The organism is Flavobacterium sp. (genome assembly GCF_036741995.1).
GTDB lineage: Bacteria > Bacteroidota > Bacteroidia > Flavobacteriales > Flavobacteriaceae > Flavobacterium.
In genome coordinates this window covers 58,029-83,557 of sequence record NZ_DAINRG010000004.1, presented here as the reverse complement: position 1 = coordinate 83,557, position 25,529 = coordinate 58,029, and the positions used below count along the sequence as shown (strand labels likewise).

Genomic DNA, 25,529 nt, shown 5'->3' with positions numbered 1-25,529 from the left:
TTTAGTCTCTTGAGATTTCTAAAACTTCAAATTTCAATACGCCGTTCGGCACGGTAATTTCAGCTACTTGCCCAACCGATTTTCCTAATAATCCTTTGCCAATTGGAGAACTTACCGAGATTTTTCCGGTTTTTAAATCGGCTTCGCTTTCAGCTACCAAAGTGTATTTCATCTCCATACCATTCGCCTGGTTTTTGATTTTTACATTGGACAATACTAAGGCTTTTGACACATCCAATTGTGATTCGTCAATTAATCTGGCGTTAGAATATACTTCTTCCATTTTGGCAATTCTCATTTCCAACATGCCTTGTGCTTCTTTGGCGGCGTCATATTCTGCATTTTCAGACAAATCACCTTTGTCTCTTGCTTCGGCAATAGCCTGAGAAGCTTTTGGACGTTCTATACTTTTAAGTTGCTCTAATTCTTCTTTTAATTTTTTTAATCCTTCAGCTGTGTAATACGATACTGTACTCATGTTTTCCTCTTTTATATAAATAGAAAAAATCCCATCGCAACGGGATTTCTTTTTGCAAAGATACTATTTTTTGATTTATTTCAAATTTGTTTGCGTTTGGTAACGCTTGTCAAAGTTAATTAAATTAAATTTGTTTCGCTATGTATTTCAAATAATTTTACTATGAAAAAGATTTTAATTCTGTTGGCATTTTTACCTTTTATCTTCAGCTGCGATGGCGGAAGAGTCAATAACAGCAATCCCAACATCCCCAATTATCCGGTTAATTTACAAATCAACATGAACCTACCGGCTTATAGTAATTTGCAGTTTCCCAGCAATCATATCGTTGATTATTCACAAGGAGCCAGAGGTATCGTGGTGTTCAATACCGGAAGCGGTTTTAATGCTTTTGACTTGGCAGCTCCCAACCAGATTTTCACTTCCTGTACCAGCCCAATGACCATTAGTGGTATTGAAGCCCATTGCAGTTGCGACAACAGTGTTTATAGTTTATTTACCGGTCTTGGTGCCGGCCAGCAATATCCGATGAAGCAGTACAATGTACAAGTTGCCGGAAGCACGCTTACCATATACAATTAAATAAAAAACCAGACTGAATAGTCTGGTTTTTTATTCTTAGCTTAAAACTTCAAGGTTAATCCCATCAGGAAATTAATGCCGGCCTGCGGATAATAATAAGGATCCGGGCCATACATATAGCCATTGGAAACATATTCTTTATCTAAGAAATTGTTTACCAAACCTGTGATGACTATGGCTTTGAAAATAGATTTTGGTTTGATCTCATAAGCAATATTCAAATCGTTCACCGAGTAAGCCGGTAGTTTTGAAATCCCTGATTCGGAATTATCCATGTATTGCTGACCAACGTGTTTTTGCAACCAAATCACTTTAAAGTTTTGAAAAGGCTCATAACTGATTATTGAACTCGAAATTATGGAAGGCGAGAACGCTATTTGTTTCTTATCAGAACCATTTTTAATAATGTTCGAACTCGATGTCAGGTTCACCTGAACCGATAATTTCTTAGTTATAATGTAAGCCGCTTCCACTTCAGCTCCTAGACGGTAGCTTTTATCTGTGTTGGCGCGAATCGGGTTTCCAACATCATCCAACTCTCCGGTTAGTATCAATTGGTTTTTATAAGCCATGTAATACAAATTGGTATTCCACTTCATTTTAGCATCTTTATAACGCCATCCCAATTCGAAGTCATCCAGCTTTTCTGCTTTTGGATTGCCATTCTCATAATCCGTTCGGTTTGGTTCGCGATTGGCTTTGGCGTAGGAGAAATACAAAGTGTTTTTGTCATTCCACTCAAAGTTAAATCCAGCTTTCGGATTGAAAAAACTAAACGTATCATTCACCACATCAGCCTGAACCCCGTCTGCTTTATAATTGACCGTTCTGTATTGCAAATCGCCATAAAGGCTGAATCTTTTCGTAATTTGATAATTGGCTTTGGCAAAAATATTTCCATCAGTTTTGGTGGCAAAATCATCGTAATAATGATCTCCCAATTCACTGGTAGAAGCATATCGTGCCCAAATTACTTTCCCGAAGTGTTTGCCTTCGTACTTGTTCCAGCCTCCGCCTATGATTAAGTCAAGCTTGTCTTTTTTATAAGTAGTCGAAAAAGTAGTGCCGTAAAAATCATTGTCTAACCATTTTTGACGAATCAAATCGGTGTTGTCAATTATGGTTCCGTTGACATCAATCGGCGTCAAACCATAATCCGCAAAGTCTTGTCCGTTTTGGTATTCTTCGTAATAGCCTTTTCCTTTGGTATAATGAATCGCTAGGTTTGTGCTCCAATTTTCGGAAACTCTTTCGTTCCAATGCAACTGATAATGGTCTTGTTGGTAATTGTCGGTTTGATTGTCATAAAATCGGGTGTTCCCAAAAGCATCTGTGTACATTCCGGCATAGTTGAAGGTTCTGTCATTAGCCAAAGTTTCAGCGTCAACACCATACCAGGATTGGTATGTTTTTTCTTTTCCGCCAAAAACCAATGCTTTGATTAGAGTCGTTTTCCCTACATAAGTTCCTTGCAGAAAATACGATTTCAAATCCGAAGAGGCTCTGTCTACATAGCCTTGAGAATCAATATTGGACAATCTTCCGGCCAATTCAAAATGGTCATTCAACAATCCTGAGCTGAATTTTACCGTATGTTTTCGGGTATTGAAACTGCCAAAAGAATTTGAAATTTCGCCATTGCTTTCTTTGGAAAAACTATCAGTCAATAAATTCAAACTGGCACCAAAAGCTCCGGCACCATTGGTTGAAGTTCCCACGCCTCGTTGCAGTTGCAAACTTTCCACCGAAGAAGCAAAATCGGGCATGTTGACCCAATACGTTCCGCTGCTTTCGGCATCGTTGTAGGGAATTCCGTTGATGGTAATGTTAACGCGCGTAGCATCGCTTCCCCGCACGCGAATTCCGGTGTAGCCCACGCCATTTCCGGCATCGGAAGTCGTAACTACCGATGGCATGAAGTTCATTAAAATGGGGATGTCCTGACCTAGATTTCGCAACTTGATTTCTTTTTTGTCCAAATTGCTGAACGAAACCGGTGTTTTTGTAGTCACCCGAACTGCCGAAACCAAGACTTCATCGAGTTGGTTGACTTTGGTGGTGTCTTGTACTTTTTCTTGTGAAAAGATTACAGAAGGCAGAAGGCAAAATGTAGCAAAAAGAAGTGTCTTAGTGCTTTTTGTGAATAAAGTTTTCATTCGTAAAAATGTTACGAATAAAAGGGGTAATTATTCTTTGGTTAAAAATTAAATTGATGTTCCTATGACAACACAACGACGTGCACACCGTTTTTTGTCATTTTTCCCTTGGCAGCATTACCCGCCCAGGTTCATTGGGTATAATCTCAGCTCGTTATTTGAGCACCCCTTTGAGACGGGGCAAAGGTAGCATTATAAACTTCAATAATCAAAATCAAAAACTAAAAATGTGGCTTTCTTCTATTCTGTTTGATTTCCGAAAGATTGCGTTTGGCCTTGATTCTTTTTTCAATGACGGAGCGCGGCACTCTGGTAGCTTTCCTTTTTTTGGGAATGTGCAATGCTTGTTTAAGCAGTTCCAAAAAACGCTTGATAACAATTTCCTTGTTTTTGAGTTGGCTGCGGTCTTCGTCACAGTTTAAAATCAGAAGATTTTCGGAAGATAATTTGGTGGCCCATTTAACTGAAAGCAAGGCTTTTTCTTCATCATTCAAGGCTTTTGAAGCATTAACATTGAATGTCAGTACCACTTTTGAAGAAACTTTGTTGACGTTTTGACCGCCCGCTCCCGAGCTTCTGACTGCTTTGAAAGTCAGTTCCGAAATAATTTTATCCGGTTCCATTACTGAGGTTGGTGTGCCGGCTTTAATAGGTCATTTACCGTTTTCACCGGATTGAAAGTTACCAGCGGCACTTCCACAAAAACCGTAATCCATTTGGCCATAGCGCCGTTCCAAAGCCCCGGTAATTCATAGGCTTTCAGCTCTTTTCCGTTTTTATGTTTGGAAACAATAAACCCTGTTTTATGGTCAATGAATTGGGTTAAATCAAATTTAGTGCCTTGATAGTTTTTAGTAGCGCAAACCAAATCTACCGGATTGAAATGGGTAGATTCCGCTAAAATTTGGGACTGCTCCGGATTATGAGTATCCACTTGAGAGCTTTCCACTATTTGCAAAGACAAATGACCTTTGACATCGCGAACCCAAAACGGCCCGCCACCTGGTTCGCCTTCATTTTTCACCATACCACACACGCGTATCGGGCGATTGAGTTGTTCTTTGATGAATTCAATTTTGTTCTCGATGGTGTATTTGTAAAACCCTTCCACAATATCAATACTCAAGCTTTGCTGCATAAAAGCAATGATTTTTTCGATGTGGGTCTCCTCGATTTTTTGATGGGCAATGGCTTCTAAAATTTGGAAAATCTGTTGTTGTAAATCCAATAAAATTCCGGCCAATCCCTTTTTGTACAAGGTAATTTCCTGAATGTGGTTTTGGATGACATTGTCAATGTTCTTGATAAAAATAACATCGGCATCCAATTCATTTAAATTGTTTATCAGTGCACCATGACCTCCCGGACGAAAAACCAGTTGCCCATTTTCATTGCGAAAAGGCTCATTATTGGTATTCACCGCAATGGTATCGGTACTTTTGTCTTGATGCGAATAGGTTACATGAAGTGTTGTTTTGGATTTATCTTCCACCTTTTGTTTGATGTCATCAATAATTTTTTGGAATAAATCTTCATGATGATCAGACACGGTAAAATGCAAATGGGAAACCGCATTGGAAGCTGCATAAAAAGCACACTCATTCAAGTGTTCCTCGACCGGTGTAGCAATGTGGTCGTGGTATTTATGAAAATCTAAAACGCCTTTGGGTTTGTTGGCAAAATCAAAATGTTCTGAAGCCAGCATGGTCTTGATAAAATGATAGCTTTTCTCATGACCCTCCATGGCGTAGTAATTATCATGGAGCAATTTCAGTTTTGATTTTACTTCTTCGTAGAAAGGAAACTTTTCAATTCCGGCCAGGAATGTTGGAAGGTTTTTATCTTTTTTTCTATTGATATAAGCGTTGATGGTTTCATTTTCGTGGTCGAAATCATTTAGAAATTCATTCAAAAACTTAAACATTCTACTGGCGGCTCCAGAGGCGGGAACGAATTTTTTCAACTTTAAATCGCCTTTCTTACCATCAAATAATTCAGCAAAGCGTTGAAATTCTTCGGTAGTCAGTTTGACAATCCCGTCATCAATAAGCGCCGGTTTAGCTAGCGCAATCTTAGGAATTCCCGATTCGAACAGCGCCAGTTCTTCGGCAATTTTGGCCAAAGAAATCCCGTAGGTTTTGATTTGCTCAAAATCAGCAGCCGAAAACCCGTGTGTTATGGTTAAACTATCTTTTGTTGTAAAGTTTTCTTCCATTCTAAATAGCCAAAAATGGCAATAATTGTAAAAAATAAATATTCAATACTGGTACACGTATAGCCTTTGGCAAAATACATTGGGACAGAAACAATATCTCCAATAATCCATAAAATCCAGTTCTCGATTTTCCGTCGCGCCATCAGCCACATTCCGACAAAGAAAATTCCGGTGACCAGTGTATCGACATAAGATGTCCAATGGGTAAATTTATCAAAAAATGTGTAAACTGCCACCACAAAAAGCACTGTTAACACAAAAATGACCAGCGACCATTTCTTTTCCGACAAAGTCATTCTCGAAATTGGAAATTCTACTACATTATCTTTCTTACGTGTCCAATGATACCAGCCGTAAATGCTCATTACCACATAGTAAAAGTTAATCATCATGTCTCCCAGCAGTGACCATTTCCAAAGCAAATAAACATAAATGGCGGTGTTGATAATGCCGGTTGGGAACACCCAAATATTGTCTTTTTTGGCAAACCAAACACTGAGCAATCCAAAAAGAATGGCGACGTTTTCCAAGACAATGATATGAATGGGATAGTCTTTATATTGTGAAAAGAGGAATTCGAGCATTAGTCAAAAAAGTTTAGATCATTTTCAAAAGCCGTTCCGATGACTACCATATCAGCTCCCGCATTAAACGCATCATCAATTCCTTTTTTCGAACGAATGCCACCGCCAACAATGAGCGGAACCGAAATTCTTTTGGAAACGACTGTAATCATTTCCAAAGGAACTGCGTTTAGGGCTCCGCTTCCCGCTTCCAGGTAGATTAATCTGTTCCCGATTATTTCTCCGGCTTTGGCGGTTTGGGAAACGTAATCAGCATTGTTTCTGTCTAAAGGTTTGGTTTTGCTTACTCTTTCTACTGCTGTTTCACTGCCGCTTTCTATCAAAATGTAACCTGTGGAGATGATTTCCAAATTGGTTTTCTCTAAAATGGGAACTGCTTCAATTTGGTATTCAATCAAATAATCCGGATTTCTTCCTGAGAGCAATTGCAGAAATAAAATTCCATCAGCTTCGGCAGAAATTTGTGTTGGATTTCCGGGGAAAAGGAGAATTGGCAAACTTGTTTTTTGTTTCAGCAAGACAATTAATTCATCCAAATGAGTGCCATCAAAAGAGCTGCCACCAATAAAAATGTGTGTTGCCGGTGATTGATTGATTTTTAGTACCAAAGCAGCAACGGAATCATTAGCCAATTTATCGGGATCCAATAAGAGGGCTACTAGTTTTTGATTTCGTGATTTTGCCTCGAGTATGTTGGTGTAGTTATTCTCCATTATTTTTTTTCAAACGCACACACAAAAACATAATCTTCGATAAAATCAAAGAGAATGTCAAAGTACTCTACTCGGTTGTTAAATCGCAATTCGGCCGTACATTTTTGGTCTTTCAAGTCAAAATCGTGTTCAAAAATATGATCAGGAAAACTGATTCCTTTTTCGTTTTTGATTTTGAAAACTCCTTCTTTAATGCCCCAGACTACCGTTGCTTTTCTCAAACGATTCTCATCTGAAAGATTTTCCAGGTGGGCAATATCCATAAAGCGGGGAGCGATTTTGAGCGTTTTTTCTTTGAGTTGTTCCAAATCCACACCTATAATTTCATCGCTCAAAGCAATCACCGAAAAGGCATGCGAATGGGATATGGAAATATGTTTGTTGTCTTTTAAATGAGGTTTCCCAAATTCGTCATAATACAAATCAAAATCAGTATAACCGGCTGTGGCCAACAATCGTCTTACACTTAAAAACCCCTTCTGATGGCTTTCGGATTTCATGCTTTCTAATCGCGCTAGAGAAACCTCTTTAAGGGCAACGCTATTAAAAAGTTCATCAAAGCTCTCGGCAATTTTCCAGACCAGCAATTGTGTGTTTTGATTTAACTCTATGATTTTGAGTAGTGGCATTCGTGATTTTAGATTATCTGTTTGTTTTTCAGAAAATTAAGTACCTAGACAATTCATAAAAAAGCAAAAAACGTTTTTTTAATTCTTTCTTATTATGTAATTTTGCACCGAAATTAAAAAAACAAATATACATAATAGATGAGTACACAAACATTACCTTATGTAGCTTTTAAAGTGAAAGATATTTCGCTTGCAGCTTGGGGAAGAAAAGAAATTGAATTGGCAGAAGCTGAAATGCCGGGATTGATGGCACTTCGTGCTGAGTATGGTGCAAGCCAACCGTTAAAAGGAGCTCGTATTGCCGGATGTCTTCACATGACTATTCAAACAGCTGTTTTGATTGAAACTTTAATTGCTCTTGGAGCTGAAGTTACTTGGTCTTCTTGTAACATTTTCTCCACTCAGGATCAGGCTGCTGCGGCTATTGCTGCTGCCGGAATTCAAGTTTATGCCTGGAAAGGTTTGGACGAAGAGTCTTTCGACTGGTGTATTGAGCAAACTTTATTCTTTGGTGAAGACAGAAAACCATTGAACATGATATTAGATGACGGTGGTGATTTAACCAATATGGTATTCGACCGTTACCCTGAATTGATTCCAGGCATCAAAGGTTTATCTGAAGAAACTACAACAGGAGTTCACAGACTATACGAAAGAATGAAAAACGGTACGTTATTCATGCCGGCTATTAACGTGAATGACTCAGTTACTAAATCTAAATTCGATAACAAATACGGTTGTAAAGAATCAGCAGTAGATGCTATCAGAAGAGCTACAGATGTTATGTTGGCTGGAAAAAGAGTAGTAGTTTGTGGTTATGGTGACGTTGGTAAAGGAACGGCTGCTTCTTTTAGAGGTGCTGGTTCTATCGTTACGGTTACTGAAATCGATCCAATCTGTGCTTTACAAGCGGCTATGGACGGTTTTGAAGTGAAAAAATTAAATACTGTAGTTGGTAATGCTGATATCATCATCACGACTACTGGAAATAAAGATATCGTTATGGGAAGCCACTTCGAGCAAATGAAAGACAAAACTATCGTTTGTAACATCGGGCACTTTGATAACGAAATTGACATGGCTTGGTTAAACAAAAACCACGGTGCGTCTAAAGTAGAAATCAAACCACAGGTAGACAAATATACTATCGCCGGAAAAGACATTCTTATCTTGGCTGAAGGTCGTTTGGTAAACTTAGGTTGTGCTACCGGTCACCCAAGTTTTGTGATGAGTAACTCCTTCACGAACCAAACTTTGGCTCAATTAGAGTTGTGGAATAATTCTGCCGCTTACAAAAACGAAGTATACATGTTACCAAAACATTTAGATGAAAAAGTAGCAGCGTTACACTTAGCCAAATTAGGTGTAGAATTGGAAACCTTAAATGATGAGCAAGCTGCTTATATTGGTGTTGCCGTTGAAGGACCATTCAAACCTGAGTATTACAGATACTAATAGTTTAACTATTTATATAAAGAAACCCTCGCAGCAATGTGAGGGTTTTATTAGTTAAAAAAAGACCATTCCTAACTAGCCCTGATGGGAGCGAGCTACCATGTAGCGCGGACAGCAGGAACAGGGAAACCAAGAATCCCGGAGTGATTCGCTGCTGAAAACAAAAAACCCGCTCATTGCTGAGCGGGTTTTGTATAATTGTAAGAGTTTGTTCTTATGCCTCAAATGGAAGGATAGAAACAAATGATTTGTTTTCTCCTTTTTTCTGAAATTTTACAATCCCGTCAACCTTTGCATGTAAAGTATGATCTTTACCCATGTAAACGTTTTCGCCTGGATTATGCTTAGAACCTCTTTGTCTAACGATGATATTCCCAGCAATGGCTGCTTGACCACCATAAATCTTAACGCCTAAACGTTTCGATTCTGATTCTCTACCATTCTTAGAACTACCGACACCTTTCTTGTGAGCCATGACGTATAAGTTTTAAATATTAGTTGTTTTCTTCTGTTGCAGGGGCTTCAGTGGTAGCTTTTTTCGCTTTTGGCGCTTTTGGCTCTGCTGTTTTTTCTGCTTTTGGTTCTGTAGCTTTCTCAGCTTTAGCCGTTTTTTTACCGCCGGTTGCGCTGATACCTTCAATTACAATTTGAGTAAGATACTGACGGTGTCCGTTTCTCTTTTTGTAACCTTTTCTTCTTTTCTTTTTGAAAACGATTACTTTGTCTCCTTTTAAGTGTTGTAACACTTTGGCTTCTACTGAAGCACCTTCTATAGCTGGGGCGCCTAAAGTAATGTTTCCATTATCGTCTAATAAAAGAACTTTGTCAAAAGAAACTTTTGAACCTTCTTCATTAGTCAAACGGTGAACATAAACCTTTAAGTCTTTGCTTACTTTAAATTGTTGCCCTGCTATCTCTACGATTGCGTACATAACAATGATGTTTAATTAATTTTTTAAGTGTGCAAATATACTACTATTTTTTTTACACGCAACACTATCGTAAAAAAAGTTTCTTATTGCCAGTCAGGGAATTAGAGGGGCTTTTAGAAATTTTTAGAATTCTTACGTTTTTAGAGAAAAAAAAGTACTTTTGATGTAACAAATAAAATGGTTAGTCTACTAACCAAACAATCAACTGAAAAAATTTCAATTTTTTATGAAAAAATCACTAATCGCTTTAAGTTCAATGCTTATGCTTGGAGGAATAGCTCATGCCCAAAAGGTAGCTTTTGAGGAGTACGATTTGCCGAATGGTATGCACGTAATTTTACACAATGATCCGTCTGCACCGGTGGTAATCACCTCAGTAATGTATCACGTAGGTTCTAAAGATGAAAATCCGGAAAGAACTGGTTTTGCTCACTTTTTTGAACATTTATTGTTCGAAGGAACCGAAAACATTAAAAGAGGGGAATGGATGAAAACGGTAACTTCTAACGGAGGAACGAACAACGCCAACACATCGGAAGACAGAACCTATTACTTCGAAGTTTTCCCTTCCAACAATACTGAACTTGGGTTGTGGATGGAATCAGAAAGATTAATGCACCCGGTAATCAACCAAATTGGTGTGGATACACAAAATGAAGTAGTAAAAGAAGAAAAAAGATTACGTGTAGACAATCAACCTTACGGACAATTGATTGCTGAAGTGAAGAAAAATATGTTCAAAGTGCACCCGTACCGTTGGGCAACTATCGGTTCTATGGCACACTTAGACGCCGCAAAATTGGAAGAATTCCAAGCTTTCAACAAAAAATTCTATTCGCCTAACAATGCTGTTTTAGTAGTGGCCGGTCAAATTGACATTGCACAAACGAAAGCCTGGGTTGAGAAATATTTCGGACCAATCCCAAGAGGAGTGGAATTGCACAAACAAACTTTCGTAGAAGCACCTATCACGGAAACGATTCACGCGACTTACGAAGATCCAAACATCCAAAAACCAATGGTAGTGGCTGCTTACAGAACGCCATCCATGAAAACCCGTGATGCCCGAATCTTAGATATGATTTCTACTTATTTGAGTGATGGGAAAAGTTCTAAGTTGTACAAAAAAATTGTTGACGACAAGAAAATGGCGTTGCAAATCGGAGCTTTCAATTACAGCCAGGAAGATTATGGTCAGTACATTCTTTACGGAATGCCACAAGGTGAGTTTACATCTACAGACTTAATCAAAGAAATCGATGAAGAGATTGTGAAATTACAAACGGATTTGATTTCGGAGAAAGATTTCCAAAAACTGCAAAACATCAATGAAAACAACTATGTTGATAACAACTCAAGTGTTGAAGGTGTCGCAGAAAATTTAGCTACTTACTACTTACTATATGGTGATGTGAATTTAATCAACACCGAAATTGATATGTACCGTTCTATCACTCGTGAAGAAATTAGAGCCGTGGCTAAAAAATACCTAAATCCAAACCAACGTTTGATTTTGGATTATGTTCCTGCAAAAGACAAAGCTGAAAATAAATAATAATGACACCAATGAAAAAATCAATTATAGTAGTATCAAGCTTGTTTTTAACTTTTATTATGCAAGCACAAGACAGATCACAGCCAAAACCTGGCCCATCACCAACCATCAATATTAAAAAACCGGAAACTTTTTCGTTACCTAACGGATTAAAAGTTTTAGTGGTTGAGAATCATAAATTACCAAGGGTTTCTTTTAGTTTAACTATCGACAATGCTCCTTACGCTGAAGGCAACAAAAAAGGAGTGGACGATTTAACCAGCAGCTTAATCGGAAACGGTTCTACTAAAACCTCCAAAGATGCTTTTAACGAAGAAATCGATTTTCTTGGAGCCAATATCAACTTCTTTTCTTCAGGCGCTTCAGCAAGCGGTTTGTCAAAATATTCAGGAAGAATCCTGGAGTTAATGGCCGAAGGAGCTTTAACACCTAACTTCACTCAGGAAGAATTTGATAAAGAAAAAGACAAATTAATCGAAGGATTAAAAACACAAGAGAAAAATGTTTCTGTGGTGGCCGGAAGAGTTGAGAATGTTTTGGCTTATGGTAAAAACCATCCATCCGGAGAATATTTAACCGAAGAAACCATCAATAATGTTTCTTTAGCTGATGTAAAAGACAACTACCGAACGTATTTCGTTCCGGAACACGCTTACTTAGTAATCGTTGGTGACGTGAAAACCAAAGACGTGAAAAAAATGGTGGAAAAACTATTCAGTTCATGGGTAAAAGCAACTGCACCAAGATTAACGTATTCAAATCCAACCAATGTGCAGTACACACAAATTAACTTTGTGGATATGCCAAACGCGGTTCAATCTGAGATTTCATTGATTAACACGGTAAACTTAAAGATGTCTGATGCTGACTTTTTCCCTGTGATTTTGGCTAACCAAGTATTTGGTGGTGATTTCAACAGTTACATGAACATGAACTTGAGAGAAAAACACGGTTGGACTTATGGCGCTCGTTCTAGTGTAGGTTTTGACAAAAATGTATACAGCAAATTCAAAGCGAACGCACAAGTGAGAAATGCCGTTACCGACAGCTCTGTGGTAGAATCTTTAAAAGAATTAAACCGAATCAGAACCGAGAAAGTAACAGACGAAATGTTAAACAGTGTAAAAGCTGGTTACATTGGACGTTTTGTGATGCAGGTTGAAAAACCAGCTACTGTAGCTCGTTATGCTTTAAACATTGAGACAGAAGGTTTACCAGCTGATTTCTACGAAAACTACATCAAAAACATCAATGCAGTTACGGCAGATGATATCATGAGAGTAGCTAACAAATATTTCTTGGCAGACAACTTAAGAATTGTCGTTACCGGAAAAGGTTCCGAAGTAATTGCAGGATTGGAAAAATTGAAAATCCCAATGTTCTACTTTGACAAATTTGGTAACCCAACCGAAAAACCGGCTATGAAAAAAGCGGTTCCTGCCGGAGTTACTGTAAAATCAGTTATTGATGGTTATGTGGCTGCCATTGGTGGCGATAAAGCTATCAAATCCGTAAAATCTATTGCTTATATCGGATCTACTAAAATCCCACAAGCACCAATGCCGTTGTCTTATACTGCTAAAAACGATGCTAAAGGAAAAATGATGGTGGAATTATCTATGCAGGGCATGAGTATCATGAAACAAGTAGTTAACGGAAACACGGGTTACATGATGCAACAAGGTCAGAAAAAAGTTTTAGAAGGTGAAGACTTAGCGAAAATGAAAGAAAGCGCTGTGTTGTTCAACGAAACTTTATTAGCCACGAAAAAAGGCGTTACGCTTTCAGGAATTGAACCAATGAACGGTAGCGATGCTTATGCGGTTGTTGACGGAGATACTACTTACTATTTTGATGTAAAATCAGGTTTGAAAACAGCTGAAGCTACAACGGAAGATCAAGGAGGCCAAAAAATGACCAGAGTAACCAACTTCAATGATTACAGAGATGTAAAAGGAGTTAAACTTCCTTTCAATACTATTATGAATGTTGGTTTTGAATTAGACATCAAAATGTCAGAAGTTAAAATCAACGAAGGAGTTTCTGATGCTGATTTCCAATAATTAACTTCAGATTTTCATATACAAAAAGACCGCTTTACAGCGGTCTTTTTTATTTCTTATTCGCCAAATAAACGCCTCCCAAAATAATGAAAGCTCCGAAAACCTGAAATGGGGTCAGGATTTCATTATCCAAAACACCCCAAAGGATAGCCACAATCGGAATCAAATAGGTTACCGAAGAAGCAAAAACCGGTGACGAAATTTGGATTAGTTTATAAAAAATAACATTGGCCACTCCGGTTCCTACTACACCCAAAATCATAACAAACAACATCGCGTGGTGCGTAGTCGGTAAATCCATTTTGGTTCGGAAATCGGTTAGGAATAAAATAATAATAGCGGGTACCAACATCACTACAAAGTTTCCGGCAGTAATACTCAAGGGTTTTACATCGGATAGATATTTCTTAATCAAATTCACATTGGTAGCATAACAAATCGTAGCAATCAACACCAAAACGGAGTAGTAATAATTCTCACTTCCCTCCTGATTGTTGCCGCTAAAAATCAAAACAGCTGTTCCGACTAATCCAATCAAAACACCTAAAAATTGACTTCTTTTAAAGTTCAATCCAAAAACTACAGAGCCTAAAATCAGCGTATTCAATGGTGTCAACGAATTTAGTATCGAGCAAATCGAGCTACTCACTTTGGTTTCGGCTATGGCAAAAAGATAGGCCGGAACAAAAGTACCGAACAATGACGTCAACGCCACGTATTTCCATTGATGCAGTGGAATAGCAGCCAAACTTCTAAAACCTACAATCAAAAGGAAAACAGCACAAAAAATAATTCGCAACGAGCCCAACTGAAACGGATTCAAGCCAATCAATCCTTTTTTAATCAGTATAAAAGAACTTCCCCAAATGAGGGCAAGTGCAATCAAGATGAACCATTTTAAGTGTGGTGATTTCATAGACAAAAGTTTATCTCGCAAATTTTGTAATTTTTTTAAGAACTAACGATTTTATTTTTCATTAGTTTTGTTCCTAATTAATGCGATATTGCCAATAAGAACCTATAAAATATAAGAATCATGAATTTCACCAAATCATTAGTAACCTGCGGTTTTGTGGCCACGCTACTCTTTAGCTGTAAAGACACTGCCAGTAAACCTGCGGCTCCCGACACCAAAGAAGCAGCAGTAAATGAACAAAAAGCACCGGCTGTACCAGTAAAACCCGAAACAGCCAGTTTCAGAATAGACGGAATGAGTTGTGCTATTGGGTGTGCCAAAACCATTGAAACGAAATTGTCAAAAATGAATGGTGTGCAAAAAGCTACTGTTGATTTTGACAAAAAACAAGCTACTGTTGAGTTTGACGCTTCTGTTTTAACTCCGGAAAAATTGACTCAGGCTGTTGAATCAACAGGCGATGGCACTACTTATAAAGTATCCAATATGAAGACAAACGTAAAAGCGTAATTACAATTAATTCAAACCAAAAAGGAACTCTATCGAGTTCCTTTTTTTATTTCCACTTTAAGGTTTCCATCAAATGCTGCAGGTCATTTTTGACATAACTCTCGGCCGGTAAGATTGAATCATAATTGGGCTTAGCATAAAAATAAACCGAACCGGTTACAAAATGTTTGATACTATCCGTAGCGTAAAACAAGGAATTTGTGGCAGCATTGCCGGTAACATCATAAAACATTCCGTAAACTTTTTTGTTTGGATTCACAAAAGGTTGTTCAATGATTGCGTCAGCTTTTAACGTGTGAAGTTTATAGGTTAAATTTTGAGCATCTTTCAACAAAAAACTGATGTCGTTATTGACCGTTTTATACGTCAAGTATATTGTGGCTTTCATTTTTGGATAATGAATAGAAAAACCACAGTTCTTATCTTCTTTAATAACCGCATCTTCATTCATATCAAATTCAAACGGACAATGATTACTGAAAGAGGCATATTTGGCCACCGGATAATCCAATCGCAATTGGCTGGCCGGTTTTGGCAACACATCGTCTTTGCAACTGTTGGCAAAAATCAGCAGTATTACTAAAGACAAACCTCCCATTATTTTTTTACTCATTTTCAAATTATTCAAGCGTTACTTTTAATTGTTTTATTCTTTTTTTATCGACAACTTCAATGGTGAAATATACATTCGAAAAATGGATTTTTTGTGCTTTTTTGGGAAAGTTGCCTAATATTTCCAAAATAAATCCGGCAAGGGTTTCGGCCTCGCCTTTGCTGCTTTCAAACATTTCCTCATCCACGTCAACAATTCGGTAGAAATCTTTTAGGTTTATTTTGCCTTCAAACAGGAAATTCTTGTCGTCAATTTGAGAGAAATTGATATTCTCATCATCAAACTCATCCGAAATATCGCCAACAATTTCCTCTATAATATCTTCTAAGGAAACCAAACCGGAAGTTCCTCCGTATTCATCCACCACTACCGCTAAATGACTCTTCAATCGCTGGAAATCTTTCAATAAATCATCCAGTTTTTTGTTTTCGGGTACGAAGAACGGTAGTCGAATTAACTTATTCCAATCAAATTCTTTTTTATGAATGTGCGGAATCAAATCTTTGACAAACAAAATGCCTTCAATATGATCAATACTTTCACGGTAAACCGGGATTCTAGAGTAGCCTTTGTCTACAATTTTTGGGTAAATTTCGGCAAATGTTTCTTCTATTTCCAAAGCAAAAACATCAATTCTCGGACTCATAACCTGTTTCGTATCGGTATTCCCAAAAGAAACTATGCCTTCCAGGATTTTTTGTTCTTCTGAACTGGTATCTTCTGTTGAAGTCAATTCCAAAGCCTGCGACAATTGATCTACCGAAATATTTGTCTTTTGCTTCCCTAATTTTTCATGCAAAAAAATCGTCACAGCCCGCATTGGCAAACTGATGGGAGAAAGTAATTTGTCTAAAACCAATATAGGCGTAGCAATAAATTTTGAAAACTTGATATTGTTTCTGCTGGCATACACTTTGGGCAGTACTTCGCCAAACAACAGTATAAGAAAGGTAACCAAAAGCACCTCAACAATGAATTTCAACACTGGCGAAGCTATGGCGGAAAAAATACTACTACCAACAAATGAAAAGATAATAACAACTCCAATGTGGCTGAAATTGTTGGCAATTAATATGGTTGCTAATAGTTTTTTGGGACGCTGCAATAGTTTTGAAATCAGATTCGCTTTTGCAACATCTTCATCAAACAGAGTTTTGATATCCTTTTGTGTTAATGAAAAAAGAGCAACTTCAGCAGCCGAAACCATGGCTGAAGAAAATAAGAAGAGCGCAATTCCGATACTTCCAAAAAGCAAGTTAGTATCTATTACGGTAAAAAAGGAAAGACTGGGCTCCGGGTCCAAAGGGTTCAGGGTTAGTTAAACAATATCAAAACGGCAAATCATTTTCGGGAGTTGCTGTATTGGGTGCTTCAAAAGTAGCGGTTTTGGCTTCCAAATTTTGAGGCATTTTTATGCCTTCCACTTCTTTTTTGGTAGTCAAAAAGGTGAATTCTGTCACTTGTATTTCGGTGGTGTATTTTGTGGTGCCGTCTTCGGCTTGCCATTGGCGTGATTTGATTCGGCCTTCAATATAAATTTTATCACCTTTGGACAAATACTTTTCACATATTTCAGCGGCTTTGTTTCTTACCACCAAATTATGCCATTCGGTAGAGGCAATTTTCTCGTTAGTTTGTTTGTTGATGTAGACTTCATTGGTAGCCAAAGGAAAACGGCCAATGCAATTTCCTCCTTCAAAATAGTGCATCTTGACATCGTCCCCCAGGTGGCCAATTAACATTACTTTATTTAAAGTCCCATTCATTATTTAAGCATTTGTTTCCCTCAAATTTACTACTTTTTTTGAAATCTAAAACGAATATTTTTCAATAAAATTAAAAATCACGATGGGAAAAGGCATTTTTTTAGCTGATTTCCAGTTCATTCCGTTTTCAAGTTTACCGTTTACCTTGATTTTCCAGAATTTTATATTCAAATGTTGGTGCGAAAGTTTGTGAACAATGGCTTCCGGATTATACAATCCTATTTCCCGAATAGTATTGTTGACAAAATTCTGATTCTGAATTAATACTAAAACATTTTCATCGGTGGTTATTTCTTCCGTTTCAATTACCGGAAACTCATATAAATTATGCCAAATTCCTTTTTGGGTTCTTTTGTGCAGTAGTGTTTGGTTATCATCATCCGAAAACACTAAATAAGTAAAGAAGCGTTGTCTGACTTTCGCCTTCTTCGATTTGATTGGGAGCTGGTCAACTTTTTTCTTTTGTAAAGCAGCACAGCTATCCTTAAAAATACAATTTGGGCAATCCGGATTCTTTGGAACACATTGCAGCGCGCCAAATTCCATAATAGCCTGATTGAAAAAATCGGCTTTTCCTTTTGGTAAAACGGTTGTGGCCAATTGGGTAAATTCTTTTTTAGCTCCGGAAGAAGCGATATCGGTTTCCACATCAAAATAGCGCGACAAGACTCTGAAAACATTGCCGTCCACTACGGGAACATTTTCATTATAGGCAAATGAGGCAATCGCTGCTGCTGTGTACTCTCCTATTCCTTTTAAATGCAATAACTCCTTATAGCTTTTGGGGAATTCCCCATTCAACTCAAAAGCGACCTGCTTGGCCGTTTTATGCAAATTCCGCGCTCGGGAATAATAGCCTAATCCCTGCCAAAGTTTGAGGACTTCCTCCTCTTCAGCGTTGGCCAAATCGAAAACCGTCGGGAAAGCCTCAGTAAAACGCAAAAAATAGGGCAATCCTTGCGCAACTCTGGTTTGTTGAAGCATTATTTCGGAAAGCCAAATGATATAAGGATTGGTGGTATTGCGCCAAGGCAAATCGCGTTTGTTTTGTAAATACCATTGAACTAACAAGTTGGAGAATTTCATAGCTAAAATGTGGTTCGCAAAAATAAATCTTTATGTGATTAAATTTTAATAGATTATGCTTGAAATATTGTTTTTATTATTCATATATTTGCAACCTCAAAAAATTACACATAATATTAAAATACGAAAGAAAATGACGAAAGCAGATATCGTAGCGAAAATTTCAGAAAAATTAGGTCTTGAAAAAGGAGATGTTCAAGCAACTGTTGAAGCGTTTATGGAAGAAGTAAAAACTTCATTAGAAACAGGAGACAATGTTTATTTAAGAGGTTTTGGTAGTTTTATCATCAAAACAAGAGCTGAAAAAACAGGAAGAAACATTTCTAAAAATACAACTATCAAAATTCCTGCTCACAACATTCCAGCATTTAAGCCTGCAAAAGTATTTGTAGAATCAGTTAAAACAAATACTGAAGTAGCAGTATAAAAACACATTTATTAATCACTAAAAACTAACTTATGCCAAGTGGTAAAAAAAGAAAGAGACATAAGGTAGCTACTCACAAACGTAAAAAGAGAGCGAGAGCTAACCGACACAAAAAGAAAAAGTAGTTCTAAACTACTTTTCTTTTTTTAAAAAAAGTTCATTGAAATGGAAGATTAGATTTTTTAGATTGCCTCTAAAATCTAACTTCACCGGGTAATACAATACCTGTTTAAAATGTTTAATCCATCCTGACAATTAGCTATAAGCTATAAGCTATAAGTCATAGGCACTTTTTTGCCTACTGCTTACTGTCTATTGCCTATTGCCAAAAAGTTCGGATAAAAATTTACAACGTGAATAAAGAACTAATCATTAGATCTAGTGCTGATGCTGTGGATTTTGCCTTATTAAAAGATGGAAAACTAATTGAATTACACAAAGAAGAAGAAACGAGCAACTTTCAGGTGGGTGATATTTTTATCGCCAAAATCAGAAAACCGGTTGCCGGTCTGAACGCTGCTTTTGTAAATGTAGGCTACGAAAAAGATGCCTTTTTGCATTATCACGATTTAGGACCACAGTTGGCTTCTTATTTGAAATTCATAAAACTTGTAAGCGCAGGTAAAATAAAAGATTTCTCCCTAAAAAACTTTCAGTTTGAAAAAGAGATTGATAAAGATGGTACTATATCAGACATCCTGAGTGCCAATCAATCGGTATTAGTGCAAGTAGTCAAAGAACCTATTTCTACCAAAGGACCACGAATAAGCTCTGAGCTATCTTTCGCGGGACGATTTGTAGTTTTAGTGCCTTTTTCGGATCGCGTTTCTATTTCACAAAAAATAGATTCCAAAGAAGAAAAAGACCGACTGAAGAAGCTAATGCAATCTATCAAACCCAAAGGTTTTGGTGTTATTGTGCGAACAGTAGCAGAAGGCAAAAACATAGCCGAATTAGAAAAAGATTTGCAAAACTTAATGAATAGATGGTTTGCAATGTGTAAAAAATTACCAACTGCTCATCATCCGTCCAAGATTTTGGGAGAGCTTAACAAAGCTTCTTCTATTCTTAGAGACGTATTCAACGATACTTTTACCAGTATTCAAATAGATGATGAAGAGTTGTACCAAGAAACCAAGGACTATTTAGCCGAAATAGCCCCTGACAAACAAAAAATTGTTAAACTTTATCAATCGAAAGACACACCATTGTTTGAGAAATACCATATTGAACGACAAATAAAGACTTCTTTTGGCCGAACCGTATCGATGAGCAAAGGTGCTTATCTGATCATCGAACACACCGAAGCTTTGCACGTTATTGACGTGAACAGCGGAAACCGTTCGAACAAAGCCAACAACCAGGAAGACACTGCTATGGAAGTCAATATGATAGCCGCCGCCGAAATCGCCAGACAATTGCGTCTTAGGGATATGGGTGGTATTATTGTAGTCGATTTTATCGATATGCAGAACTCAGACAATCGTCAAGTGTTGTTCAACTTCCTTAGAGAAGAAATGAGCGATGATAAAGCGAAACACAAGATCTTACCGCCGAGTAAATTTGGACTTGTTCAAATTACCAGACAACGCGTAAGACCTGAAGTCAATATTGAAACAAGGGAAGAAAATCCTAATAACTTGAGTGGTGATGTAGATGCACCGATTCAAATTATTGATAAGATCAATTTTTCGCTTGAAAAGATTGTAAAAGACCACAGTGGTGTGAAACTTAACGTTCATCCTTTTGTGGCAGCATACCTTAAAAAAGGTTTTCCATCATTACGTTCAAAATGGTTTTTTGAACATAAAAAGTGGGTGAAAATCATACCTCGTGACGCTTACACGTATTTAGAATACCGTTTCTTCGACAATGAAGGAAAGGAAATTAAAGAATAAAGAAAGAACCGCCTCTCGTAAGATTGGCGGTTTTTTTATATCTTTTTGCTAAAGCAAAAAATACCTGAAGCCCACTGGGCTTCCTCCTCTTAATATCAAATCTCGTGACGCTTACACGTATTTAGAATACCGTTTCTTCGACAACGAAGGAAAGGAAATTAAAGAATAAACAAAGAACCGCCTCTCGTAAGATTGGCGGTTTTTTTATGCGGTAATGAGACTGTTTAAGTGCGTGAGAATTTTGTAGTAAAGTTTTTTATATATTTGAACCTCAAACTCTTTTTATGAAGAAACTATACATTCTTTTGGTTATGGCGTTGATTGGATTGAGAGGTCATGCACAGATTATTACTTTTCCGGATCCGAATTTTAAAATTAAACTGTTAGAATCTAATATTGGTTCCAATATTGCCTTTAATGCTGCCAATGCTAAGATCAAGATTGATGCTAACGGCGATGGAAACATACAAGTGAGTGAAGCGGCGCAAGTTTATAAATTGGATGTCAGTTATACGGATTATTCTTCTTATGTCATTACCAGCTTAGTCGGGATTCAATATTTCACGAATCTTAGAAGTTTGGATTTCAGTTATAGTAATGTTAGTAATGGTTTGGACATCACAGCGCTGCATTATTTAGAGTCTCTCAATGGTTTGTACAACAGTAATCTGGGAAGTATTAACATGACCGGTCTTACGGCTCTTAAAGGAATCAATTTAGCGAATTGCGGGCTATCTTCTGTTGATGTTTCCAATATGCATCTTTTGCAGGGCTTAAATGTGAGGTCAAATAATTTAACTACTCTCAATGTATCGGGGTTAACTACTATAACTTCGCTTGATTGTTATCAAAATTCATTAACCACAATAGACGTGTCAAGTCTTAGCAATTTGGTCACATTGAATTGCGGATCGAACCTATTTACTACTTTGGATTTTTCGGTTAATACTAAATTGAGCAGTCTTAAATGTGCTGCTTGTCCTAACCTGACTTCGCTGTTTATTAAAAACGGAAAAATTGATGTTTATAATAGTGAGTTTTCCAATGCAAACCTGGAATATGTTTGTTGTGATGAATGGAATGTTGAAACCATAAACCTCTATTTTCCCAACATTGACAATGTAAATTCTTATTGCAGTTTTACTCCTGGCGGCACTTTTTACACTATTCAGGGCACTAATACTTTAGACATAGACCACAATGGTTGTGATGCCAATGATCCTATATTTCCAAACCTGAATTATAACATTACGGATGGAGTTACTACAGGAAATTTAATTTCAAATGCTAGCGGGAATTACCACATTACTGTTGGTTCGGGCACTCAAACCATTACTCCGGCGCTGGAAAACCCAAGCTATTTTACCGTATCGCCGGCTGTGGCGACCGTTACTTTCCCGGATCAAACCAGTCCGGTTGTTCAAAGCTTTTGCCTTGCCCCTAATGGTGCTCATACGGATGTTGAAGTGGTGTTGCTTCCAATTCTAAGAGCCCGTCCCGGTTTTGATGCCAAGTATTTATTGGTTTATAAAAACAAAGGCACCGTTGCGGCATCGGGAACGGTAAGTTTTAGTTATGAAGACGACAAAATGGATTTTGTTTCGGCTTTTCCAGCTTTTACCAGTCAGGCAGCCTCTTATTTGTCATGGGATTATACCAATTTACAACCATTTGAAAGTCGGTCAATTGCAGTTACTTTGAATATTAATTCGCCAATGGAAACCCCAGCAGTAAATGTTGGCGACCAATTGAATTTTACTGCCATCATTAGCCCGTTAGCCGATGACGAAATGCCAATAGACAATACGAGCTCTTTAAAGCAAATAGTTGTTGGTTCTATAGACCCAAATGACAAAACCTGTTTGGAAGGCCTCACGATTTCACCAAGCCAGGTGGGCGATTATGTGCATTATATCATCCACTTTGAAAATACCGGAACCGATATTGCTGAAAATATTGTGGTCAAAGATATTATTGATGCGTCAAAGTTTGACATTGCTACTTTAGTGCCGTTGCAAGGCAGTGCTTCGTTTGTAACGCGAGTCAACACTTCGTATTTCAGCACCAATCAAGTCGATTTTATTTTTGAGAATATCAACCTGCCGTTTGACGATGCTAATAATGATGGGTATGTAGCGTTTAAGATTAAAACGAAACCAACGTTAGCTGTTGATGATACTTTTAGTAACAAAGCGAGCATTTATTTTGATTATAATTTCCCGATTGTGACCAATACCGCAACGACCACCATTACAGCGTTGGGCCATCAGGATTTTGATTTTGGCAGTGTGTTTACTTTGGCTCCCGTTCCAACGAAAAACAGTCTTACTATTTCGACTAAACAAGCCGTGACGATAAGCTCTGTGAGTATTTACAACACCCTAGGACAATTGGTGCAAGTGAATACTAATCCGGCTCAAACCCTTGATGTTTCCGGTTTGAAAGCAGGGAGTTACTTTATTAAAATACTAAGTGATAAAGGCAGTGCTGTCGGGAAGTTTGTAAAAGAATAACAACAAAAAGCCCCGATTCCTCGGGGCTTTTTTAATCCTTAATAATCTCAATCTTTCTCTTTATTTCATTCCCAAATTCATCTTCTACTGTGATGTAATGAATGCCGGTTTCGGCTACAATCTGCATTTCGTGGAAGGTTTGTGTGGTGCCTTTGTACACATTATCTACATACCAATACAACTTGGCTTCTTTGTTGGAATGGGCTACTTTCAAAATCACCGGCTGGATGTTGCTGTTGAAATCTTTGGCCAAATAGATTTTGCTGTTGGTTTTGGGGTAAATGAAATCCATCGCAGCCTGCTGGTTTTGCTGGCAATCGGCCCGGAAAGGTGGCAAGGGTTTGTAGTCAATATGCAGGCTTTTGTAATACCACTCCATTACCGGCGGCAGGACAAACCATTTTTTGGTTACCATTTTATCAACGGCTTCACAACTGCTGTTTACCCGGTATTGTTCCGTTGCGTCTAAATGCACCAATTTATGATAAGGACATACCGATGTTTTTTTACCGCTTCGGGGAATTAATTGTTTGGTTTTGGGGCAATCGTCTTGGGCTAAATGGCCACTTAAGGTGCACACCTCAGCATATTCCAAATCATTTAACGGCGCTTGAAACCAACGTTTTCTGGGCAACAAATTGAATACATCAAACAAAATCGGAGCAGCACTTCCAACGCCCGTTAACTCCGGTCTGCCTTCGCCATTGGCATTGCCTACCCAAACACCCACCACATAACGCGAGTTGGTACCGATAGCCCAGGCATCGCGGTTCCCGAAACTGGTTCCGGTTTTCCAGGCCAGTTCTAAGGAGGAGTCGTAAAATTTCCAGGCTTCATCGCCTTCGGGACGGTTGACTTCTTTCATGGCATTATAGGTCAAATAAATGGAGCCGGCACCCAATATCGTTTTCTGATAACTATCAGCGCCATACTCCTGCTCAAATCCTTTGACGTAATTGAGTTCGGCAAATTCTTTAGTTCGGTATTTTCCATCCGATTTATCGAAGTAATTAATTGTGGAAGATAAGTTGGCGTAAGTGCGGCACAAATCCCAAAGATTGCTCTCAGCACCGCCCAAAATCAATGACAAACCATAATGATCGGGATGTTGGTTGATGTTTTTGAGTTTGAATTTTTGCAGCAATTCATAAAAGTTATTCACGCCATGTTCCTGTAACAACAACACCGCCGGAATGTTCAGCGAACGCGACAACGCCCGTTGTGCCGGAACTGCACCGTCAAACGTGAGATTGAAATTCTGTGGTGCATAACCGGAGATTTGCGTTGGAATATCAGCCACCAAAGTGTTAGGCAAAATCTCGCCGTCATCGAGCATGGAAGCGTAAAGCAATGGTTTCAAAATACTGCCCGTACTCCGTGGTGCTGAGATAATATCGACGTCTTTGTCGTGGTCTTTGTCGGTGGGTGAATTGCCCACATAACTGATGATGTTGCGGTTTTGAATGTCGATGACAATGACCGCCAAGTTGTGGACTTCGTTTTGCTTGTACTGATTGTAATACTGTTTCGCAATTTGGTTCACGCGGTTTTGCAACGAAATATCAATCGTGGTCTTGATGCGTTGGCCTTCGCTCGTTTTTGCCACACGTTGTAATAAATGAGGCGCAATCTGTGGGAGATTATACGGCTTTTGTGGCAAAGGCTCCTGAATAGACAACTGGTAGGTCATTTTATCAATGATTTTCTCGTTGTATAATTTCAATAACAAACCGTTGCGTTTTTTTAGCAATTTGATTTGATTTTTGCCCGGATAAATTAAGCTGGGTGCATTAGGCAATACCGCTAAAGTGGCGCTTTCTGCCCACGATAACTGATGCGATTGCACGCCGAAATACCGCCAGGAAGCCATTTCTAAACCGACTACATTGCCACCATAAGGCGCATGAGCCGCGTAGAGTTCGAGGATTTTTTCTTTGGAATGCCGCAGTTCCAGTCTTGTGGCCAAAATGATTTCGATGGCTTTTTCAAAGTAGGTTCGCTTTTTGTTTTTGCGCGACAGCCGAATGACTTGTTGTGTCAAGGTACTCCCGCCGCGAACGACTTTGCCTGCATTTCGGTTTTGCTGAAAAGCTTTAACCATCGCCACCGGATTGAAACCCGGATGGTAGTAAAAATGTTCGTCTTCGAAATAAACGATGCACTTTTTAAATTTATCGGGAACGCTGTCCTGTGCCGGAAACCGCCATTGGCCGTCACGGGCGATTTTGGCTGCCAGCAGTTCGCCGTCACTGCTTTCGATAACCGTGGCATACGGCTCTTCGAATAGGGTTCTGGGCAACGAAAAGTAATAGATCACCAAGAGTATTGCTACTGTGGCCGATTTCTTTGGGTTTCGTTTGATATAATCGATGATGCGTTCCAAGAACGCCATGAATTTAACTTTCATTTTGGTTGCATTAACCCTTCCGACATTGCTA

Annotated in this window: 23 protein-coding genes; 8 read left to right on the top strand and 15 right to left on the bottom strand. The window is 38.3% G+C overall.

Annotated elements, in window-relative coordinates; all coding sequences use genetic code 11:
* Nucleotide 1 precedes the first annotated feature (1 nt).
* A complete protein-coding gene (gene greA, locus V7D82_RS03365; RefSeq protein WP_333599561.1) occupies nt 2-478 on the bottom strand; it encodes a transcription elongation factor GreA in 477 nt (158 codons plus the stop codon).
* 162 nt (nt 479-640) lie between these two features.
* Between greA and V7D82_RS03360 the strand changes: the two genes are divergently transcribed.
* Nucleotides 641-1,060, top strand: coding sequence for a hypothetical protein (locus V7D82_RS03360; RefSeq protein ID WP_333599560.1), 420 nt, complete (start codon nt 641-643; stop codon nt 1,058-1,060).
* Nucleotides 1,061-1,101: 41 nt separating this feature from the next.
* On the opposite strand, the gene V7D82_RS03355 is transcribed toward V7D82_RS03360, so the two are convergent.
* From V7D82_RS03355 to V7D82_RS03330, 6 genes are all read right to left on the bottom strand, one after another.
* On the bottom strand, nt 1,102-3,216 hold the full coding sequence (locus V7D82_RS03355) for a TonB-dependent receptor (RefSeq protein WP_333599559.1): 2,115 nt from the start codon (nt 3,214-3,216) through the stop codon (nt 1,102-1,104).
* A gap of 221 nt (nt 3,217-3,437) precedes the next feature.
* Nucleotides 3,438-3,839 (bottom strand): alternative ribosome rescue aminoacyl-tRNA hydrolase ArfB, encoded by a 402-nt coding sequence (gene arfB, locus V7D82_RS03350; RefSeq protein WP_333599558.1) that lies wholly within the window; start codon nt 3,837-3,839, stop codon nt 3,438-3,440.
* Nucleotides 3,839-5,431: a DUF4301 family protein gene (locus V7D82_RS03345; RefSeq protein WP_333599557.1), complete on the bottom strand. Its 1,593-nt coding sequence runs from the start codon at nt 5,429-5,431 to the stop codon at nt 3,839-3,841. The genes arfB and V7D82_RS03345 overlap by 1 nt, the downstream gene beginning before the upstream one ends.
* Nucleotides 5,398-6,015 (bottom strand): nicotinamide riboside transporter PnuC, encoded by a 618-nt coding sequence (gene pnuC / locus V7D82_RS03340; protein ID WP_333599556.1) that lies wholly within the window; start codon nt 6,013-6,015, stop codon nt 5,398-5,400. The genes V7D82_RS03345 and pnuC overlap by 34 nt, the downstream gene beginning before the upstream one ends.
* Nucleotides 6,015-6,728 (bottom strand): geranylgeranylglyceryl/heptaprenylglyceryl phosphate synthase, encoded by a 714-nt coding sequence (locus tag V7D82_RS03335; protein ID WP_333599555.1) that lies wholly within the window; start codon nt 6,726-6,728, stop codon nt 6,015-6,017. The genes pnuC and V7D82_RS03335 overlap by 1 nt, the downstream gene beginning before the upstream one ends.
* Entirely contained in the window at nt 6,728-7,357 is a 630-nt protein-coding gene (locus tag V7D82_RS03330) for a 4'-phosphopantetheinyl transferase family protein (protein WP_333599554.1), read from the bottom strand. Before V7D82_RS03330 ends, V7D82_RS03335 begins: the two co-directional genes overlap by 1 nt.
* A 138-nt stretch (nt 7,358-7,495) precedes the next feature.
* On the opposite strand from V7D82_RS03330, the gene ahcY reads away from it, so the two are divergent.
* A complete protein-coding gene (gene ahcY / locus V7D82_RS03325) occupies nt 7,496-8,812 on the top strand; it encodes an adenosylhomocysteinase (RefSeq protein ID WP_333599553.1) in 1,317 nt (438 codons plus the stop codon).
* 214 nt (nt 8,813-9,026) lie between these two features.
* Here ahcY and rpmA read toward each other — a convergent pair whose 3' ends face one another.
* Together rpmA and rplU are read right to left on the bottom strand one after the other, a co-directional pair.
* Nucleotides 9,027-9,287 (bottom strand): 50S ribosomal protein L27, encoded by a 261-nt coding sequence (gene rpmA / locus V7D82_RS03320; RefSeq protein WP_133532615.1) that lies wholly within the window; start codon nt 9,285-9,287, stop codon nt 9,027-9,029.
* A gap of 19 nt (nt 9,288-9,306) precedes the next feature.
* A complete protein-coding gene (rplU, locus tag V7D82_RS03315; protein ID WP_333599552.1) occupies nt 9,307-9,744 on the bottom strand; it encodes a 50S ribosomal protein L21 in 438 nt (145 codons plus the stop codon).
* 226 nt (nt 9,745-9,970) lie between these two features.
* Between rplU and V7D82_RS03310 the strand changes: the two genes are divergently transcribed.
* Nucleotides 9,971-11,299, top strand: a complete 1,329-nt coding sequence (locus tag V7D82_RS03310; protein ID WP_333599551.1) for a M16 family metallopeptidase — start codon at nt 9,971-9,973, stop codon at nt 11,297-11,299.
* An 11-nt stretch (nt 11,300-11,310) separates the two neighbouring features.
* Nucleotides 11,311-13,362 carry a M16 family metallopeptidase gene (locus tag V7D82_RS03305; RefSeq protein WP_333599550.1) on the top strand — a complete coding sequence of 684 codons (2,052 nt, stop codon included), beginning with the start codon at nt 11,311-11,313 and terminating at the stop codon, nt 13,360-13,362.
* Between the two features lie 49 nt (nt 13,363-13,411).
* On the opposite strand, the gene V7D82_RS03300 is transcribed toward V7D82_RS03305, so the two are convergent.
* Nucleotides 13,412-14,278 (bottom strand): DMT family transporter, encoded by an 867-nt coding sequence (locus tag V7D82_RS03300; protein ID WP_333599549.1) that lies wholly within the window; start codon nt 14,276-14,278, stop codon nt 13,412-13,414.
* A 120-nt stretch (nt 14,279-14,398) separates the two neighbouring features.
* On the opposite strand from V7D82_RS03300, the gene V7D82_RS03295 reads away from it, so the two are divergent.
* Nucleotides 14,399-14,788 (top strand): heavy-metal-associated domain-containing protein, encoded by a 390-nt coding sequence (locus V7D82_RS03295; protein WP_333599548.1) that lies wholly within the window; start codon nt 14,399-14,401, stop codon nt 14,786-14,788.
* 46 nt (nt 14,789-14,834) lie between these two features.
* Here V7D82_RS03295 and gldD read toward each other — a convergent pair whose 3' ends face one another.
* The 4 genes from gldD to mutY are packed head-to-tail and all read right to left on the bottom strand — an operon-like array spanning nt 14,835 to nt 18,253.
* Nucleotides 14,835-15,401 carry a gliding motility lipoprotein GldD gene (gene gldD / locus V7D82_RS03290; protein WP_333599547.1) on the bottom strand — a complete coding sequence of 189 codons (567 nt, stop codon included), beginning with the start codon at nt 15,399-15,401 and terminating at the stop codon, nt 14,835-14,837.
* 7 nt (nt 15,402-15,408) lie between these two features.
* Nucleotides 15,409-16,704 (bottom strand): gliding motility-associated protein GldE, encoded by a 1,296-nt coding sequence (locus V7D82_RS03285; protein WP_333599546.1) that lies wholly within the window; start codon nt 16,702-16,704, stop codon nt 15,409-15,411.
* A 25-nt stretch (nt 16,705-16,729) separates the two neighbouring features.
* On the bottom strand, nt 16,730-17,167 hold the full coding sequence (locus V7D82_RS03280) for a single-stranded DNA-binding protein (RefSeq protein ID WP_333599545.1): 438 nt from the start codon (nt 17,165-17,167) through the stop codon (nt 16,730-16,732).
* Between the two features lie 45 nt (nt 17,168-17,212).
* A complete protein-coding gene (gene mutY / locus V7D82_RS03275; RefSeq protein WP_333599544.1) occupies nt 17,213-18,253 on the bottom strand; it encodes an A/G-specific adenine glycosylase in 1,041 nt (346 codons plus the stop codon).
* Between the two features lie 55 nt (nt 18,254-18,308).
* On the opposite strand from mutY, the gene V7D82_RS03270 reads away from it, so the two are divergent.
* The 3 genes from V7D82_RS03270 to V7D82_RS03260 all read left to right on the top strand — a co-directional run bounded on the left by V7D82_RS03270 (nt 18,309) and on the right by V7D82_RS03260 (nt 23,091).
* Nucleotides 18,309-18,680 (top strand): HU family DNA-binding protein, encoded by a 372-nt coding sequence (locus V7D82_RS03270; protein WP_333599543.1) that lies wholly within the window; start codon nt 18,309-18,311, stop codon nt 18,678-18,680.
* A gap of 353 nt (nt 18,681-19,033) precedes the next feature.
* On the top strand, nt 19,034-20,578 hold the full coding sequence (locus tag V7D82_RS03265) for a ribonuclease E/G (protein WP_333599542.1): 1,545 nt from the start codon (nt 19,034-19,036) through the stop codon (nt 20,576-20,578).
* 284 nt (nt 20,579-20,862) lie between these two features.
* A complete protein-coding gene (locus V7D82_RS03260; protein WP_333599541.1) occupies nt 20,863-23,091 on the top strand; it encodes a DUF7619 domain-containing protein in 2,229 nt (742 codons plus the stop codon).
* A 31-nt stretch (nt 23,092-23,122) separates the two neighbouring features.
* On the opposite strand, the gene pbpC is transcribed toward V7D82_RS03260, so the two are convergent.
* Nucleotides 23,123-25,498 carry a penicillin-binding protein 1C gene (pbpC, locus tag V7D82_RS03255; RefSeq protein ID WP_333599540.1) on the bottom strand — a complete coding sequence of 792 codons (2,376 nt, stop codon included), beginning with the start codon at nt 25,496-25,498 and terminating at the stop codon, nt 23,123-23,125.
* Between the last annotated feature and the right edge of the window lie 31 nt (nt 25,499-25,529).

Bases quoted from the DNA above. Each gene is read 5' to 3' on its own strand.
- greA (WP_333599561.1), bottom strand. From the start codon at position 478: ATGAGTACAGTATCGTATTACACAGCTGAAGGATTAAAAAAATTAAAA.
- V7D82_RS03360 (WP_333599560.1), top strand. From the start codon at position 641: ATGAAAAAGATTTTAATTCTGTTGGCATTTTTACCTTTTATCTTCAGC.
- V7D82_RS03355 (WP_333599559.1), bottom strand. From the start codon at position 3,216: ATGAAAACTTTATTCACAAAAAGCACTAAGACACTTCTTTTTGCTACA.
- arfB (WP_333599558.1), bottom strand. From the start codon at position 3,839: ATGGAACCGGATAAAATTATTTCGGAACTGACTTTCAAAGCAGTCAGA.
- V7D82_RS03345 (WP_333599557.1), bottom strand. From the start codon at position 5,431: ATGGAAGAAAACTTTACAACAAAAGATAGTTTAACCATAACACACGGG.
- pnuC (WP_333599556.1), bottom strand. From the start codon at position 6,015: ATGCTCGAATTCCTCTTTTCACAATATAAAGACTATCCCATTCATATC.
- V7D82_RS03335 (WP_333599555.1), bottom strand. From the start codon at position 6,728: ATGGAGAATAACTACACCAACATACTCGAGGCAAAATCACGAAATCAA.
- V7D82_RS03330 (WP_333599554.1), bottom strand. From the start codon at position 7,357: ATGCCACTACTCAAAATCATAGAGTTAAATCAAAACACACAATTGCTG.
- ahcY (WP_333599553.1), top strand. From the start codon at position 7,496: ATGAGTACACAAACATTACCTTATGTAGCTTTTAAAGTGAAAGATATT.
- rpmA (WP_133532615.1), bottom strand. From the start codon at position 9,287: ATGGCTCACAAGAAAGGTGTCGGTAGTTCTAAGAATGGTAGAGAATCA.
- rplU (WP_333599552.1), bottom strand. From the start codon at position 9,744: ATGTACGCAATCGTAGAGATAGCAGGGCAACAATTTAAAGTAAGCAAA.
- V7D82_RS03310 (WP_333599551.1), top strand. From the start codon at position 9,971: ATGAAAAAATCACTAATCGCTTTAAGTTCAATGCTTATGCTTGGAGGA.
- V7D82_RS03305 (WP_333599550.1), top strand. From the start codon at position 11,311: ATGAAAAAATCAATTATAGTAGTATCAAGCTTGTTTTTAACTTTTATT.
- V7D82_RS03300 (WP_333599549.1), bottom strand. From the start codon at position 14,278: ATGAAATCACCACACTTAAAATGGTTCATCTTGATTGCACTTGCCCTC.
- V7D82_RS03295 (WP_333599548.1), top strand. From the start codon at position 14,399: ATGAATTTCACCAAATCATTAGTAACCTGCGGTTTTGTGGCCACGCTA.
- gldD (WP_333599547.1), bottom strand. From the start codon at position 15,401: ATGAGTAAAAAAATAATGGGAGGTTTGTCTTTAGTAATACTGCTGATT.
- V7D82_RS03280 (WP_333599545.1), bottom strand. From the start codon at position 17,167: ATGAATGGGACTTTAAATAAAGTAATGTTAATTGGCCACCTGGGGGAC.
- mutY (WP_333599544.1), bottom strand. From the start codon at position 18,253: ATGAAATTCTCCAACTTGTTAGTTCAATGGTATTTACAAAACAAACGC.
- V7D82_RS03270 (WP_333599543.1), top strand. From the start codon at position 18,309: ATGCTTGAAATATTGTTTTTATTATTCATATATTTGCAACCTCAAAAA.
- V7D82_RS03260 (WP_333599541.1), top strand. From the start codon at position 20,863: ATGAAGAAACTATACATTCTTTTGGTTATGGCGTTGATTGGATTGAGA.
- pbpC (WP_333599540.1), bottom strand. From the start codon at position 25,498: ATGAAAGTTAAATTCATGGCGTTCTTGGAACGCATCATCGATTATATC.